The 16318-nt window shown below is 37.4% G+C and carries 12 protein-coding genes; 7 read left to right on the top strand and 5 right to left on the bottom strand.

Annotation, left to right across the window (positions count from 1 at the left end):
* Nucleotides 1-17 precede the first annotated feature (17 nt).
* Nucleotides 18-2432 carry a hypothetical protein gene (locus FHR29_RS19920; protein WP_221197901.1) on the top strand — a complete coding sequence of 805 codons (2415 nt, stop codon included), beginning with the start codon at nucleotides 18-20 and terminating at the stop codon, nucleotides 2430-2432.
* A 132-nt stretch (nucleotides 2433-2564) separates the two neighbouring features.
* Nucleotides 2565-4163, top strand: a complete 1599-nt coding sequence (locus FHR29_RS19915; protein WP_221197900.1) for a glycoside hydrolase 43 family protein — start codon at nucleotides 2565-2567, stop codon at nucleotides 4161-4163.
* A gap of 89 nt (nucleotides 4164-4252) precedes the next feature.
* Here the strand turns inward: FHR29_RS19915 and FHR29_RS19910 are convergent, their stop codons facing one another.
* Nucleotides 4253-5251, bottom strand: a complete 999-nt coding sequence (locus FHR29_RS19910; protein ID WP_183916799.1) for a beta-ketoacyl-ACP synthase III — start codon at nucleotides 5249-5251, stop codon at nucleotides 4253-4255.
* A 537-nt stretch (nucleotides 5252-5788) separates the two neighbouring features.
* Between FHR29_RS19910 and FHR29_RS19905 the strand changes: the two genes are divergently transcribed.
* The gene (locus FHR29_RS19905) at nucleotides 5789-6325 is read left to right on the top strand and encodes a GNAT family N-acetyltransferase (protein ID WP_183916797.1); all 537 of its coding nucleotides are present in this window, start codon (nucleotides 5789-5791) and stop codon (nucleotides 6323-6325) included.
* 291 nt (nucleotides 6326-6616) lie between these two features.
* Nucleotides 6617-8386, top strand: a complete 1770-nt coding sequence (locus FHR29_RS19900) for an aromatic amino acid hydroxylase (protein WP_183916795.1) — start codon at nucleotides 6617-6619, stop codon at nucleotides 8384-8386.
* Between the two features lie 144 nt (nucleotides 8387-8530).
* On the opposite strand, the gene FHR29_RS19895 is transcribed toward FHR29_RS19900, so the two are convergent.
* Both FHR29_RS19895 and FHR29_RS19890 read right to left on the bottom strand, forming a co-directional pair.
* On the bottom strand, nucleotides 8531-9436 hold the full coding sequence (locus tag FHR29_RS19895) for a flavin reductase family protein (protein WP_183916793.1): 906 nt from the start codon (nucleotides 9434-9436) through the stop codon (nucleotides 8531-8533).
* 30 nt (nucleotides 9437-9466) lie between these two features.
* Nucleotides 9467-10441 carry a fumarylacetoacetate hydrolase family protein gene (locus tag FHR29_RS19890; RefSeq protein WP_183916791.1) on the bottom strand — a complete coding sequence of 325 codons (975 nt, stop codon included), beginning with the start codon at nucleotides 10439-10441 and terminating at the stop codon, nucleotides 9467-9469.
* A 385-nt stretch (nucleotides 10442-10826) separates the two neighbouring features.
* On the opposite strand from FHR29_RS19890, the gene FHR29_RS19885 reads away from it, so the two are divergent.
* Genes FHR29_RS19885 through FHR29_RS19875 form a run of 3 tightly spaced genes read left to right on the top strand, consistent with a single transcriptional unit; the run spans nucleotide 10827 to nucleotide 14391 of the window.
* Nucleotides 10827-11984 carry a homogentisate 1,2-dioxygenase gene (locus tag FHR29_RS19885; RefSeq protein WP_183916789.1) on the top strand — a complete coding sequence of 386 codons (1158 nt, stop codon included), beginning with the start codon at nucleotides 10827-10829 and terminating at the stop codon, nucleotides 11982-11984.
* Nucleotides 11985-12009: 25 nt separating this feature from the next.
* Entirely contained in the window at nucleotides 12010-13137 is a 1128-nt protein-coding gene (hppD, locus tag FHR29_RS19880; protein ID WP_132845091.1) for a 4-hydroxyphenylpyruvate dioxygenase, read from the top strand.
* Nucleotides 13138-13155: 18 nt separating this feature from the next.
* Complete coding sequence (locus FHR29_RS19875; protein WP_260292304.1) at nucleotides 13156-14391, top strand: Glu/Leu/Phe/Val dehydrogenase dimerization domain-containing protein; 1236 nt, start codon at nucleotides 13156-13158, stop codon at nucleotides 14389-14391.
* Nucleotides 14392-14469: 78 nt separating this feature from the next.
* Here the strand turns inward: FHR29_RS19875 and FHR29_RS19870 are convergent, their stop codons facing one another.
* Nucleotides 14470-15141: a hypothetical protein gene (locus FHR29_RS19870; protein WP_132845089.1), complete on the bottom strand. Its 672-nt coding sequence runs from the start codon at nucleotides 15139-15141 to the stop codon at nucleotides 14470-14472.
* Entirely contained in the window at nucleotides 15131-15658 is a 528-nt protein-coding gene (locus FHR29_RS19865) for an RNA polymerase sigma factor (RefSeq protein ID WP_260292301.1), read from the bottom strand. Before FHR29_RS19865 ends, FHR29_RS19870 begins: the two co-directional genes overlap by 11 nt.
* Nucleotides 15659-16318 lie beyond the last annotated feature (660 nt).

The following is a 16318-nucleotide window of genomic DNA, read 5'->3' as shown; positions in this document are numbered from 1 at the left end:
TAATGAAATACTAAACTATGAGGAACAAGTTGAAAATATTATGGACACTATGTTTCATCTTCATGTTGACCAATCTGAGTCAGGGTGTAGAACTGAAAACGAAACAAACTCAAATTACACTTGATGGCAAGGGATATTACAGTTCGATTAAAGTTGCAGGAAAGGAATTGTTAGGCAAAGGTAGTTATCCGATTTTGTCAGCAGTCAAGGCACAACAGATTATTCTACCTAAAGAATTAAAGATTAAAGGAGATCAGTATTTGCTTTCGATGGAAGATGGTCAACAAATTGAACTTAAGGTAAAACAGCTGGCGCAAGCCATCACTTACGAAATCATTAAGATCAGTGATGTATACAATATGGTTGTTTTTGGTCCGGTAAAGATCAATTCACATGAGGTTGTTGGAGAAATTGTAGGTATTGCACAGGATGTTGATGTCGCATTTGGAATGCAATCATTAAATGCGAAAACCAATGGTGGAATACCACAGGAATCAGCAAGTTTATATAGTTCTAAATTTACATACACAGGTGCTAATACGGAACTTTCAGTAGCCAGCGTTCCTTTCTATAATCTGGTCGCGGTTGATGCAAAAGATGGAACGGTTTTTCAATTGTCAGCCCGTAATAGACAAAAAATTGAATACCGGAAAGTGCAACAGTTGGAAAAATCGCTGACACTTCCAGTTTCTGGTCCTGATGGATCGATAATCGGTGCAAAGATCGCTCTCTTTGGAGATCATAGGGATGCAATTTTAAATCGCATAGGGCATGTAGAATTGGAACAAGGATTACCACATCCCATGCTTGATGGTGAATGGGATAAAATATCCCGATCAGCGATGGATTCTTACCTGATTTCAAATTTTTCAGAAGAGGATTTCGACTTTGTTTTGGATAAGGTACAGATGGCCGGTTTTAGGAATGTGTACCATACGGATCCTTTTGAGACATGGGGCCATTTTAAATGGAAATCGTCTTTTGTTAAGGATGGAGATCAGGGTGTAAAGGTTCTGGTAGACAAAGCGAAGGCTAAAGGTATTCGTGTTGGGGTGCATACGTTAACTAATTTTTTAACCACTAATGATACTTATGTCACTCCGATTCCAAGTAAGCACTTGCTTAAACAAGGTGAGTTGAAGTTATTGCACAATTTGAATGCAGATCAGCAAGAAATAGAAATTCAAGTGTCCGGTTTATTTGAAATGCCACTTTCCCTTAATGCTATGCAGATAGATGATGAGCTGATTACATTTGGTAAAGTTGAGAAAATGAACAATCGGATGCGGTTGACAGATTGTAAAAGAGGGGCTTTCGGAACAAAGGCTACTGCACATGATCAGGTACAACCGTTGTATAAATTATGGGATTATCCTTACAAGACATTATTCCCTGATTTGGTGCTACAGGATGAATTTGCACAACGACTAGCGACCATATTCAATACAACAGGCCTCAAGCAGATTTCATTTGATGGCCTTGAGGGCAGTATGTATACGGGTCATGACTACTATGCTACAGCACGTTTTATCACAGAATATTATAAAAACTTGAAAGATAAGACCGATTTGATTAATGATGCAAGTCGATTGGATCATTTTTTATGGCATACGCATACCCGTATGAATTGGGGAGAGCCGTGGGGTGAAGAAATGCGTAAGGGACAGGTCGAAAATAGAATCAAGAATCAGGAATATTTTAGACGCAATCTGTTTCCACGTATGCTAGGTTGGTTTTTGGTTCGTTTGGCAGATCGTAAGTTTGAAACAACAACTTTAGAAGATCTGGAATGGGCTTTATCAGAGTCAGCTGGTTTTGATTCCGGATATGCAATGAGTATTAATATGCAGACACTCCGAAAACATGGTCAGATTGATCAGTTATTAGAGGCAATGAAAAATTGGGATGTGTTGCGAAAAGCGAAAGCTTTTAATGACGATCAAATGAAGCGTTTGCGGGATCCAGAAACGGAATGGCATCTTAAAAAAGTAACTGAAGATCAGTTTTTGCTCTATCCACTTTATATTTCAGATCGCTATCGTTGTGATTTATCGGAAATGCAACCCGGACAACCTGGCGGAGCTGATTGGTCCTGGCATGCCCCCAACGAAGGAACTTATGCGCTACGTTTAAAAGTAGAAGGTGGAGGAACAATTTCAAATCCTTCATTTACAACTTCCAAAGGTGTGATTAAAATAGAAGGAGCGATCGAAACCGATCAATACTTATTATTGGATCATGACGGAAATGCCTTGTTGACGGACAAAAATTTTAATACGATAAAGAAGCTTCCTGTCCAAGGTAAAGCCGTTTTGCCTCAAGGTAATTCAAGTATTGCATTTGCCTGTGACGTACAAGATGATACTCCAACAGAAGTATTGGTGCGATATAGTGTGAGAGGGGAAGCGGAGAAGATAACGAAAAGAAGATAAGGTAATCTTGAGCGCATCATCATCATATAGGATGCGCTCAATGAATGATAAAAATTAATGACTGCAATAATATTTGATATTACGTGTTTATCAACAGCAGGTAAAGTTATGGGCAGATGCCAAAAAGATATTATGATTAAATTTTTGAAGTACAGCATTAGGAGTATGATTTGCTTCCTACTGTTTTTGTCATGTTTTTCAACTGCTAATGCGCAGCAGGTTTGGTCTCCAGATAATGGAAATGGAACATTTACAAATCCATTGATGTGGGGTGATTGGCCCGATCCGGACATCATCCGTGTCGGAGATGACTTTTACTTGATCTCGACAAGCATGCATTATGTTCCTGGAAGCCCAATAGCAAAATCTAAAGATTTGGTGAACTGGGAGATCGTTGGGTATCCTGTAGAGCGTTATGATGAAGATCCACGTTTTGATATGAAAGGTGGTACTTTGTATCTCAATGGATCGTGGGCCAATACCATCAAGCATCATAATGGAAAGTTTTATGTTGGATTTTGTACACCTAAGAACTGGGGATGGGATAAAGGAAATTTTTCTATCTGTATTGCTGATAAACCAGAAGGACCATGGGAAAGAACTATTTTTCCAGAATTCTTATACGATCCAGGATTATTTTTTGATGATGATGGTAAAGTTTATGTAGCTCATGGTCAAGGAACTTTGTACCTAACGGAATTAAATGCCGATGCTAAATCTGTAAAAGGTAAAGACGTTAAAATTTGGGACAAACGTTTTAAAAACGCTAATGAATTTGGAGGTGGATTTGGTATGGAAGGTGCTCATATGTATAAGATTAATGGAAAATATTATATTACTTGTCCAGCTGGAGGTACGGAAGGATGGCAGATTTGTCTACGGTCGGACAATATTTACGGACCTTATGAGCATAAATTAATTATCAATGATAGCAGTTCTTATCCACCAAATGGTTTACACCAAGGTGGAATGGTGCAGTTAAAAAATGGAGATTGGTGGTTTATTATTATGCAAGATCGTGGGGCGATTGGTCGAGTACCTGTTCTTTTGCCTGTTGAGTGGAAAGACGGTTGGCCGATGTTAGGAAGCGGAAATAAAGACGTGATTACTTATAAAAAACCTAATGTTGGTAAAGTGTATCCTATTAAAAGTCCTGCAACAACAGATGAGTTTACAAAGCAAAAATTAGGTTTGCAATGGCAATGGAATCATAATCCTGACAATGAAAAATGGTCCTTAACAGAGCGCAAAGGATATATGCGCTTAAAAGCATCTTATGCCGATTCATTAAAAGTTGCACGTAATACACTGACACAACGCGTTCAAGGCCCCAATTCAGAAGGAACAGTTGAGATTGATTTAATGAGCCTGAAAGATGGTAATGTCGCTGGATTCGGAGTGTTTCAGTTTCCTTATGCTTTTGTAGCAGTAGAACAGACGGATGGTCAAAGACGTATTATTATGAATAACAATGATAAGATTATCGAGCAGATCGATAATTTTAAGGGTGATAAAATTTGGATCAGAGCACGTGTTACTGATCGAGATTTTATTGCTAAGTTTTACTACAGTATAGATGGAGAAAACTTTTATGTTATCGGAAATGATCTCAAGATGCAATTAGAATTATATTGGACAGCCAATCGTTTTGCTTTGTTTAATTATAGTAAAACTAAGACTGGCGTTGATGGGTATGCCGATTTCAATTGGTTTAGATTTACAAATAAATAAATTAACACACAAAAAAGAAATCCCGCCGATCTATGATTAGCGGGATTTTTTTTATACAGACTTACCAGTTTCAGTAAGCGGTTTATTTTTTATATCATCCAACGGAATAAGCTTGCGCCCCAAGAGAAACCAGCCCCAAAAGCTGTTAACATAACAAGATCTCCAGTCTTCATCTGTTTTACATTTTCCCAGATACATAATGGAATTGTCGCTGCGATTGTATTCCCAAGGTACTCAATATTACTTAAGGTACGGCCTTCAGGAATATTTAATGAGCGACCTACAGCATCGATAATACGTTGGTTTGCTTGATGTGGTACTACCCAGTTGATATCCTCAACGGTTAAGTTGTTGCGCTGCATGACCTGCGTGCAGGCATCACTCATTGATTGTACTGCTTGTTTAAATACGGTTTTACCGTCTTGACGTAAGTATCTTTTTTGTGTATCTTGATCCGATAAGCTTATTGGATATTGAGTTCCACCAGCTTCAATATTTAGGAAAGCGCGACCATCTCCATTACTTCTCAAGTATGCGTCCATAACACCTCCTTCTGTAGAAGGTTGTAGTAATACAACTCCAGCACCATCTCCAAATAGGATGTTGGTTGAACGGTCATGGATATCGACATAAGTACTGATATTATCAGCCCCTACGATAAGTACATTTTTGTATCGTCCTGTCTCAACAAGTGAAGCACCCATATCCAGCGCATATAGAAAACCAGAACAAGCAGCGTTTATATCAAAAGCCCAAACATTTGTAAGACCTAGTTTTTCAGCGATGATGTTCGCAGTCGCTGGCATGGGCATATCAGGAGTTGAAGTTGCTACTAAAATTGCATCAATTTCAGCTAAATCTTTACCATACTTTGCTACGAGATCCTGAATCGCACGAACGGCCATGTCAGAAGTCGCCAATTCTTCTTCTAAGATGCGGCGTTCTTTGATACCAGTTCTTTTGATGATCCACTCATCATTCGTATCACATAATTTTTCTAAGTCAGAATTTGTTCGTTTATTTTGAGGGATATAACCTCCGATTGCGGTAATTGCAGCGTAAAGTTTATTCGGGAGAGTTGTATTCATATATTATGGTTATCATATTCAAGTATGATCCGCCTTTTGGTATTTAGTTTAATTTTATTATCTCTAATGAGTATGTTTATTTATTCTGCCTTTTTCTTTTTTCCAAAAAGAGTTGTAAAGGAGGTGTAAAAATAGGATAATTTCTACAACAGTATGAAAAATATTAAGATTGTGACAAAATGATTACGATGAATCACTTTTTTTGAACCGTTTTGCAAAACGGTCTAGTTATGATACCGTTTTAGTTTTATTGTTTAGAATATAATTTTGATAAAGTTGCTGTTGACAAAATATGTGAAATTATTGTAATGCAATTAAAACACGGTAAAAAACAGTCTGTTATTTAGATTTTTAGCCCTTCTTTATTATTTAACCATAACCTGCCGGAAAAAAAACGAAAATAATAAATTTCCAGAAATATTTCATAGATCCCTGTTGAATTAACGAATGGTTTTCTTAATTTGTTGTTCGGGAGCTCATTTTTTATAAAGGCAAAGCTTACCCCAATTGAATTTCTGTTATTAAAATATATATGCAATGATTCCATTTTCTATTCAAGCACCACTCGAAAATAGTAAGATAAGACTAGTTCCGCTACAGGATAATGACTTTGAAAGGCTTTTCGCTGTCGCTAATGATCCTAAAGTATGGGAGCAACACCCTAATAAAGATCGGTATAAAAGACCTATGTTTGAAAATTTCTTTGAAGGTGCGGTAATCAGTAAAGGTGCCTACCTGATCCAGGATAAACTGTCCAATGAAATCTTAGGAAGTACACGTTTTTACAATTATAGTTCCGATGATAACAGTATTTTCATCGGTTACACTTTTTATGGTACAAAGACATGGGGCACTGGTATAAATCCTCAAGTAAAAAAAATGATGCTCGATTATATATTTGATCATGTGGATACTGTATATTTTCATGTTGGGAATAATAATGAAAGATCAAAAAAAGCAATGGAGAGATTAGGGGCACAAAAAATAGCTTTGGAAGAAGTGGCTTATCATGGTGAACCCACCCGTATCAACGTTCTGTATGCAATTAGAAAAGATGACTATTACAAAGTATGATGGGATTTAATAGGAGCTTTTTGCATTTTAAAATATAACATGCTGTACACGTGCAAGCGCATATGTTTAGGAGATATTAGAATCATTAATTTTTGCGAAAATTTGAGTTAACTCGGACTTTTAGTTAGATGATTTCAACTTAGTGCAAAGAAGATTGTAAAAAGAACAAGATTTCATTGCTAATCTTGTCATTTTTGCTTGTGTAAATAGATTTTTCTACACCTAACTGTTTCATATGCTATCGTTTATCTTCAAGAAAATAAGTTAAATTTGTTTATAGCTCAATTATAAATGGAAACTTACGGCAACCCAGTATTAAATCGCTTACCCCAACATCTGAAACGTTTTATTGTACCGCAACAATATGATCGTTATACGGCAATTGATCAGGCTGTGTGGCGCTATGTCATGCGCCAGAACTATGCATATCTTCGTAATATTGCATATTATCCCTATATTCCAGGGCTTCATAAAGCAGGATTAACGATTGAGGAAATCCCAAATCTGCAAACGATGAACGACAGTCTTAAACATATGGGTTGGGGAGCGGCTACAGTGGACGGTTTTATTCCTCCTGCAGCTTTTATGGAGTTTCAAGCTTATCGGGTACTCGTGGTAGCAGCAGATATACGTCAGATTGAACATATTGAATATACTCCTGCACCAGATATTATTCATGAATCATCTGGACATGCTCCGATCATTGGAGAGCCTGAGTATGCGGCATATTTGCAATATTTTGGCGAGATTGGTACAAAGGCAATGTTTTCAGAGAAAGATTTTGAACTGTATGAGGCAATTCGTAACCTTTCTATCCTTAAAGAAAGTAGTAGTGCAACCGAAGAGCAGCTGTCAAGTGCAGAAGCAAAGCTTACTGCGATACAAGAAAATATGGGTGAACCTTCCGAAATGGCATTATTGAGTAGATTGCATTGGTGGACGGTTGAGTATGGACTAATTGGAACAGTAGATGATCCCAAAATTTATGGGGCAGGGCTTTTGTCATCAATTGGAGAAAGTGCGTCCTGTATGCGTAAAGAAGTTCCTAAATTACCTTATTCATTAAAAGCATTAGCATATTCATACGATATTACGAAGCCACAACCTCAATTGTTTGTTACGGAAGATTTTAATCAGTTGCGAGAGGTTTTAGATCAATTTGCAAATACCATGTCATTTCGGGTAGGGGGAAAAGTTGGTTTGGAAAAGGCTATTGCTTGTAAGAACCTATGTACTATTGTGTATAGCTCCGGATTGCAGGTCTCCGGACTTTTTCAGACAGGTATTGCTGGGAGTGAAATAGAATATATCAAGACTGTTGGTCCAACGGCATTAGCTTATGCAGATAAACAGCTTTCTGGTCATGGAAAGACGTATCATGCTGATGGATTTGGGTCCCCTGTTGGGTATCTGTTAGGAGCAGTCAAAGCACTGGAAGATTTTGATGCTGCTGATCTAAAAGAATATGGCATTGAAATAGGGCTGCACACCACACTTATCTTTACTTCTGGAATTGAGGTAAGAGGAGTTGTTCAGTCTATAGAACAGCGGGATAAAAAAAATCAATTGATTACCTTTTCTCCATGTCAGGTTGTCGATAGTAGATCCTGTCAGATTCTATTTGATCCAGAATGGGGAACTTATGACATGGCTGTAGGGAAACAGATTATATCTGTTTTTTGTGGAGCAGCAGATAAAGAAGCGTATGAGCAAGGAGCCTTTGTGTCAGAAACTAAAACAATCGTGCATCAGCAAAATGAGGTCGAAAAATCAAAAAATAAGCTTTATAAAGTTATTCGTGACCGAAGAACAGGTCAAGAATCGGATGTTTTACTTAGTGAGATTTATCAGAATATAACACATAACTATCCCGAAGATTGGCTTGCTTATATTGAAACACTGGAATTGGCTATTCATGATGGAGATCATTTGTTAGCAACTCAAATTGAAAATCGATTGCTGGAAATTATTCAAGATCATCAACATTGGAGTAAATTGATTTTGGATGGCATTAACTTAGCTAAAAACGACCAAATAGCATTGCTTTTAGGACCTAAGTAATGCATATCTACGATTAGAACGAGATTTAAAAATGTATCCAGGGATACTAATAAATCTTTTCAGGGCTTCTAAGTAATAAAGAACTGCCATGAGCTATTGGTTTGATAGCTCATGGCAGTATGTATTTTGAACCGTATTTTAATATTAGGCTCCTAATAAAAGAATTTGCCAAGCTGAAATCAATTCACCTTGGTCTAACAGTTTTGCGGCATGCATCTGGAGCAACTTACGTCTTAGGGCAAGATCTCCGTGAGATTTTTCCCAGATTGCTATAATTTCAGGATTTACTAATAAAGTCTTCTCGTCATTCAATACAGGTAATTGCTCTACATTTGCCAATCGACCTAACTGATTTCCCGTAAGAATATCCGAATAACGGATATGTTCGGGAAGTGCGTCAACTCCTATACCTAAATTGCGGAGTGGCTTTGGGACTTCGAAGAGTGATTCTTTTGTTACTCGACTGTACCAATTCCCACCTAAACGGGCAACGAGATCAAGTGATTCCTGTGAGACTTCATTTTTATCATTTAGTAAGTTTTCATGAATATGCATCCGGACTATTTCTGCAATGACGAGATTTCCTGCTCCCGGACCATCACCGAGATTGATAATTTCATGAACTTTACATTCCAATTGAACTGGTGATTCTGCCACACGTGGAGGGCTGATCAGATCTGAAGCAATAGCCGTAAAACCTGATTTATCAAATTCATTAATTCCCTTTCCATATTCGGTGCTTGCGAGAGACTGTTGCTGCACCATGGAATAATTCACAATATTAATAACAACCTCTGGTACTTCTAGCATGTTGTCCAAGGTATGTTTAGTAGAACCGTCGCGCATTCGCCGCAATGGTGAAAAAACACAGATAGGGGGTTGCTGAGACATAAAATTAAAGTAGCTAAAAGGGCTCAGGTTGACATTTCCTGCCGCATCAATTGTACTTGCAAAACAGATAGGGCGCGGAGCTACCGCATATTTGATAAGATTATCAAATATTGCTTGTTGTTCAACTGGATCTATTACTGTTGTTTTTTCTGTAGTCATATGTTGAGTAGCTTATTTAATTTAGTGTTCTTAATTATTTGCGGCTATGATGTAATTTTGTAATCGACCTAAACCGGTAACTTCCATTACGATTTGATCGCCGATCTGTAACCATTGTTCTTTATGAGATGGATCATGCAGCTTCGCAGTCCCATTAAGCTCCAGAAAACAACCAGTACCAACAGTACCTGAGCCGATGACATCTCCTGGAAATACTTCAACACCATAGGATACACGTTCTATGATTTCAGCAAACGTCCAGTTCATATCGCGCAGGTTTCCTTTGGATACTAATTTTCCATTAACTGAGCAGGTCATTTCAAGATCATAACAGACGCCAATATGGCCCACGGGCGGATCAACACGATATTTTTCCAATTCATCTGCTGTGACAAGACAGGGGCCTATCACCGTAGCAAAATCTTTTCCTTTAGCAGGCCCCAGGTTAAGTTTCATTTCTTCCATCTGTAATGCTCGGGCACTGATATCATTCATGATCATGAAGCCACCAATATAAGAGTCCGCTTCTGATGCAGTTATATTTTTACCCTGTTTATCAATAACAATAGCAACTTCCAATTCAAAATCAAGTTTGTCTAAATGTTTGGGCATGCAGGAAACAGCGCCTGGACCGTAGATAGCACGGTGGTTTGAAAAATAGAAGACAGGAAATTGATCAAATTCAGGAATCATCTCTAAACCACGGTTTCTACGGGAGGTTGCTACATGCTGACGAAATGCATAAGCATCGCGTAAAGAACCTGGACGGGGTATGGGAGCTTCTAAAATTGTGTTAGTAAGTGTATGGTGTGTTTCTTCATTTTTTGAACTAAAGAGCTTTTGATAGGCATCCTTCATGGCGGCTTTGATACTTAAAGCTGCATGGAGATATTTATCCATAGAATCTGGAAATTTAGAATCAACATTCCCACAAGGATATATAGATGTACCAATTAAAAAAGCAAGGTGTTCACTATCTTCCAGAATACAGGTAACAAGTTTCATAATGTCATGAATATAGTATTGAAATCGGTTTTTTCTTTTATTTATATGTACGTTTTCAACGTTAAAAAAGAATTTTTGTACAACGTGTTTGATGTAATTTGGTTAAATATAGGAAGTTCGGGGTTAACTTTCTTTGTTTTTTATGAATTATTAAAAATTAAAATATTATATTTGATATAAACAAAAATCCAATTATGAACACCAGCAGACTCACATATGTAAGAGTCATTTTCGGAATGAGTGCTTTCTTGAAGGCCTTGATCGCTGCTGTGGTGTTTGCGCAGTATTAAATTTTTCCTCTTTTCTTATTTATCTGTGCTTGTGTCATTCGTTTGATCCATGCTTCACTATATATATCATTTCACTTTTTAAAACTTATTTACTTATGCCAATTTATCATCAATTGGGGAAAGTTCCTTCTAAAAGGCATACCGTATTTCGGAAACCTAATGGTGCTTTGTATTCCGAAGAACTGGTTTCTACACACGGATTCTCAAGCACATATTCGTTGGTTTATCACTGTCATCCGCCAACATTAGTTAAACAGATTGGAGAACCCTATGATGTGTCTCCTAAAATAGCACGGCGAAAGCATTTGAAACACACGAGTCTAAAAGGATTTGCTATAAAGTCGAAAGACGATTATCTGGAAAGTCGGGTACCGGTTCTGGTCAATGATGATTTGCATATATCGTTAGCAGCTCCTAGACAATCTATGACGGATTATTTTTATAAAAATAGTCAAGCAGATGAAATTATTTTTATTCATCAGGGATCAGGTGTCGTTAAAACAGGTTATGGTCAGATTCCATTTTCATATGGTGACTATATTGTTATTCCTCGCGGTGTGATTTATCAGATTCATTTTGATCAATCTGAGAATCGATTATTTATTATTGAATCCTTTTCGCCGATCCGTACGCCAAAGCGCTATCGAAATGAATTTGGTCAATTGATGGAACATGCGCCATTTTATGAACGCGATATTAGAAAACCGTCACAATTAGAGACTAATGATTCATTAGGTGACTTTGAAGTGAAAATTAAAAAACAGGGATTAATATATCCGTATATATATGGTAGTCATCCTTTTGATTTCATTGGCTGGGATGGTTATCACTATCCTTGGGCGTTTTCAATCCATGATTTTATGCCTATTACGGGGAAATTGCATCAACCGCCACCGGTACATCAGACCTTTGAAACCGACAGTTTTGTTGTCTGTAGTTTCTGTCCACGTCTATATGATTATCATCCGGACTCGATTCCAGCTCCTTATAGCCACAGCAATGTGGACTCCGACGAGGTTCTATATTATGTAGATGGCGATTTTATGAGCCGTAAAAGTGTAGAGCGTGGTCAAATTACGCTACATCCTGGAGGAATTCCTCACGGTCCGCATCCTGGAACTGTGGAGAAAAGTATCGGTCAGAAACAGACCGATGAATTAGCGGTTATGATCGACCCTTTTAGACCATTAATGCTGACAGAAGAAGCTTTGGAAATTGAAGATCAAGAATATTTTAAATCCTGGTTGAGTTAATAATAAATTATAAAAGAAATCTAAAATGAAACAGACTTTTGCTGAAAAAATAGCTTTGGCGCAAGATTTTTTGCCCATTAACGGTACTGATTATATTGAATTTTATGTGGGCAATGCGAAGCAGGCCGCACATTTTTACAAGACGGCTTTTGGATTTCAGTCCGAAGCATATGCTGGTCCAGAAACGGGGGTACGGGACCGTGCATCCTATGTTTTAAGACAAGGTAAGATTCGTCTGGTGTTGACTACCGCATTACGATCAGACCACCTCATTTCAGAACATGTTAAAAAGCATGGTGATGGTGTTAAGATTCTTGCCCTCTGGGTAGATGATGCTACAAAAGCTTTTGAAGAAACAACTAAGCGAGGTGCTCAAGTGTATCAGGAGCCACAGGTATTATCTGATGAATATGGAGAGGCAGTTACCTCGGGTATATATACGTACGGTGAAACGGTTCATCTGTTTGTAGAACGTAAAAATTATAACGGTGTATTTTTACCAGGTTATCAAGTATGGGAAAGTGATTATCAACCAGAAGAAGTAGGCTTGCTATATATTGACCATTGTGTTGGAAATGTCGGTTGGAACAAGATGAATGAAACGGTCGAGTGGTATCAGCAGGTTATGGGCTTCGTTAATGTACTTTCTTTTGATGATAAGCAGATCAATACCGAATATTCTGCATTGATGAGCAAAGTGATGAGTAATGGCAATGGATATGTGAAATTTCCGATTAATGAGCCTGCAGAGGGACAAAAAAAATCGCAGATTGAAGAGTATCTGGAGTTTTATGAAGGTGAAGGTGTACAGCATGCCGCATTAGCGACGAAGGATATTGTCAAAACAGTAAAAGAGCTGAAAGCGCGAGGTGTTGAATTCTTAGGAGCGCCACCAGAAGCGTATTATGATATGTTACCCGATCGTGTCGGTCAAATTGATGAAGAAATAAAAATTATTCAAGACCTCGGAATACTTGTTGATCGTGATGATGAAGGTTATCTCTTACAGATTTTTACTAAGCCAGTAGAAGATCGACCAACTTTGTTTTTTGAAATCATACAGCGTAAAGGTGCTCAGAGTTTTGGTGCTGGAAATTTTAAAGCTTTGTTTGAAGCAATAGAACGTGAACAGGCAAAGCGAGGAAATTTATAATCATAGATTAGCGAGAATATGGAAAACATGAAAGATCTGCTGCAGGCGTTTGAGCGTAAAAGACCTGAGATTGTATTTGAATGGAAAGATACGGAAACAGAGGCTGAAGGCTGGGTCGTTATCAATTCTTTGCGTGGAGGTGCCGCAGGAGGAGGGACACGCATGAGAAAGGGGTTAGATAAAAATGAAGTTGAATCATTGGCTAAAACCATGGAGGTTAAATTTACAGTTTCTGGACCTCCAATCGGTGGGGCTAAATCTGGAATTAACTTTGATCCTTCCGATCCACGAAAAAAAGGAGTACTTGATAGATGGTTTAAGGTGGTCACTCCGTTACTTAAAAATTACTATGGTACAGGCGGTGATCTGAATGTCGATGAAATTCATGATGTTATTCCTTTGACAGAACAGTATGGCCTTTGGCACCCGCAAGAGGGGGTATTGAATGGACATTTTAATGTGCGTGAAAATGAACGAATTCATCAGATAGGGCAGTTGCGGTACGGTGTTTCTAAAGTTTTGGAAGACCCGCAGTACAGTCCGGATATGAAGCGCAAATACAAAATTGCTGACATGATTACTGGTTACGGTGTGGCAGAAGCGGTTAAACACTTTTACAGATGTTACGATACCGATTGTATTGGTAAAAGTGCAATTATACAGGGATGGGGGAATGTAGCCGCGGCGGCTGCATTTTATTTAAGCAAATTAGGGGTTAAGATTGTAGGCATTATTGACCGTGCAGGAGGTTTAATAAATCCGTTGGGCTTTACAGAAGACGAGATCACTGCACTATTTTTAAATCGTAAAGGAAATGAACTAGCAAGCCCAGATTTGTTATCTTTTGAAGAAGTCAATAGCCAGATCTGGCGTATGGGTGCATCTATTTTTATTCCGGCAGCTGCTTCTCGTTTGGTTTCAAAAGAACAGGTAAGCGAATTAGTCACACACGGATTGGAGTTGATTGCTTCTGGAGCGAATGTTCCCTTTTCAGATCGGGAAATATTTTATGGGCCGGTCATGGAATATGCCGATTCTCAAGTCTCTGTCATTCCAGATTTTATAGCAAATTGTGGTATGGCTCGGGTGTTTGCCTATCTGATGCAACCCAATGTAGAAATTTCTGATGATGCGTTATTTTCGGATGTATCTCGTGTTATCGGGCAAGCTATAGATCGGATTAGAGCAATATCAGAATCCAAAATACATCTGTCTTCAAAAGCATATGAAATTGCACTTAAACAATTGGTGTAATCGAGATGTCAACATATAATGGAAAAAGCATTTGCCGTTCAGCAAATGCTTTTTTCTGTAATTGATTTTTGATATCGTTTATTGCCTACCGTCTTTTTGTATATTTTCATTCGAATTATTTATACTAAACTCATTCTCTTTTAGTTCTTCTTCTTTAAGTTCATCTAATATTTTTTTCAACTGCAGGAGATAAGGACTATAAAAATATCTTGTCCATGTAAGGACTATTAATATCGTAATGATACTTACAGTTAAAGTTAATATGGTAAAAGAAATTACGGATTGATCCGGGTCGGTAAATTCTGTAAACTGCAATCGCATACTGTATCTATACATACCTAGGGTAACTAATGCTATTGGGAGCAGGAGAAAACTAAAGGCATGATAGCGCTCAATATTAATTTTAAGCTCATAGTATATTTCCAATAAACTATCCTTTGTATCGGCTGTATAATGATTGATCTTATTATAGAATAATCGGAAAAGGTTTAAATAATATGCTGATATCGCTAATGATAGTGCGTAGAAAGCATAATATAGAACATATAGGGATGGATCTATATTCAGCAGTTTTGGGATAAAAGCCACAAATAGGATACAGAAAGATTGCAGATAAAATTCGCTTTTCATTTTCCGCTTTAGTTTATCTAAAGGATGCTTAGCCTGCCCGAGCTGTTTTATTTTTGATGGAATACGCACATCATTTGTGCTTTCGGAATTCCATGCCGTTTTTAATTCATCAAGATTCATAATTTGTTTTTTTTATGATTTGTTGTAATTTTTCTTTCGTTCTATTCAATTTTACACGTACATTTCCTTCACTTAAACCGAGCTGTATACCTGTCTCTCGATGCGATAGTCCTTCCATAAAGTAAAAGATCAAAGCTTTTTCCACCGCATTTAGTTCCTGCACCGCCTGGTAAAAAATCTCTAGCTGTCTATCTTTTTCAGGATTGTAATCTTCATTTTCAGGCTCTTTTATATTGTCGTAAGTATACACATCACTTCTTCGTTTTTCTTTTTTAAAATAGGAAATGGCTGTGTTAATAGCCACCCGGTACATCCAGGACGAAAAGGCACTCTCTCCTTTAAAGTTATGATAGGATCTCCACAATTGTATGATGATTTCCTGTTGCAAATCTTTCCGATCTTCCGAACTGTCCATGTACAATCGAGCGACCTTATGCAAGATGCCTTTGTGAACCTCTATTAGGTTTAAAAATGTTTTTTCGATTAAAGAGTCTGCCTGCATATTATGCTTTTGCAAATGTTTTAATTAGTAATGCCTTATTTCTTTTCATAAACCTATTGCTTAGGGATATGTTCCTTTCTGTTTGTTTGGTAGTAAGTACAGGGTCTGGTTGTTTCGTTACACTTTTTTTTGCTAAATTAAATTAAGGCTTGTGGGCTGTTGTTAAAATGTGAATGATCATCACTGATCAGGCTATCGGATAACTGTTCTAAAAATAGGATTTTATCCGGATGAATTTACAAGTGCACATAGCCTAACTGTATTACGATTGCCATAAATTTCCTACGTCATGTTTTTGTCCTGTTTTACGCATGGATTAATGCTATTGTTAATCCATTAGGTATTTGCTTGTTCCGGAAGTTAGCTCATAACTTTTTCTATTGCCCTATACATACTGTGTACTTTTAAGTTCACTTCGGTTTTGGAAATCATTTATGCACGGCTTATTTATATACTATAACAATAAAACTATGATATTGATTTTTAATATTTCGTTTAGTAATTTGTTAATTATCCTAAATTAAAATTATGTTAAGCTTTTAATTTATTAGATTAAAAGATGTTTAATTAAGGATTAGATGAGTATTTGAGAATATTCTGAACCTGAGCATAAAGGTTTAAAAATGAAAATGCCTCAGGTTGGGAGCCTTAGGCATTTTCTAACCAATTATTAAT

It is taken from the genome of Sphingobacterium sp. JUb56, assembly GCF_014191365.1.
Taxonomy (GTDB): domain Bacteria; phylum Bacteroidota; class Bacteroidia; order Sphingobacteriales; family Sphingobacteriaceae; genus Sphingobacterium; species Sphingobacterium anhuiense.
The sequence above is the reverse complement of the archived record's forward strand: the minus strand, read 5'-3'. Positions and strand labels throughout refer to the sequence as shown.

What these genes read in the sequence shown, in the direction of transcription:
- FHR29_RS19920 (WP_221197901.1), top strand. Translation starts at nt 18, where the DNA reads ATGAGGAACAAGTTGAAAATATTATGGACACTATGTTTCATCTTCATG.
- FHR29_RS19915 (WP_221197900.1), top strand. Translation starts at nt 2,565, where the DNA reads ATGATTAAATTTTTGAAGTACAGCATTAGGAGTATGATTTGCTTCCTA.
- FHR29_RS19910 (WP_183916799.1), bottom strand. Translation starts at nt 5,251, where the DNA reads ATGAATACAACTCTCCCGAATAAACTTTACGCTGCAATTACCGCAATC.
- FHR29_RS19905 (WP_183916797.1), top strand. Translation starts at nt 5,789, where the DNA reads ATGATTCCATTTTCTATTCAAGCACCACTCGAAAATAGTAAGATAAGA.
- FHR29_RS19900 (WP_183916795.1), top strand. Translation starts at nt 6,617, where the DNA reads ATGGAAACTTACGGCAACCCAGTATTAAATCGCTTACCCCAACATCTG.
- FHR29_RS19895 (WP_183916793.1), bottom strand. Translation starts at nt 9,436, where the DNA reads ATGACTACAGAAAAAACAACAGTAATAGATCCAGTTGAACAACAAGCA.
- FHR29_RS19890 (WP_183916791.1), bottom strand. Translation starts at nt 10,441, where the DNA reads ATGAAACTTGTTACCTGTATTCTGGAAGATAGTGAACACCTTGCTTTT.
- FHR29_RS19885 (WP_183916789.1), top strand. Translation starts at nt 10,827, where the DNA reads ATGCCAATTTATCATCAATTGGGGAAAGTTCCTTCTAAAAGGCATACC.
- hppD (WP_132845091.1), top strand. Translation starts at nt 12,010, where the DNA reads ATGAAACAGACTTTTGCTGAAAAAATAGCTTTGGCGCAAGATTTTTTG.
- FHR29_RS19875 (WP_260292304.1), top strand. Translation starts at nt 13,156, where the DNA reads ATGGAAAACATGAAAGATCTGCTGCAGGCGTTTGAGCGTAAAAGACCT.
- FHR29_RS19870 (WP_132845089.1), bottom strand. Translation starts at nt 15,141, where the DNA reads ATGAATCTTGATGAATTAAAAACGGCATGGAATTCCGAAAGCACAAAT.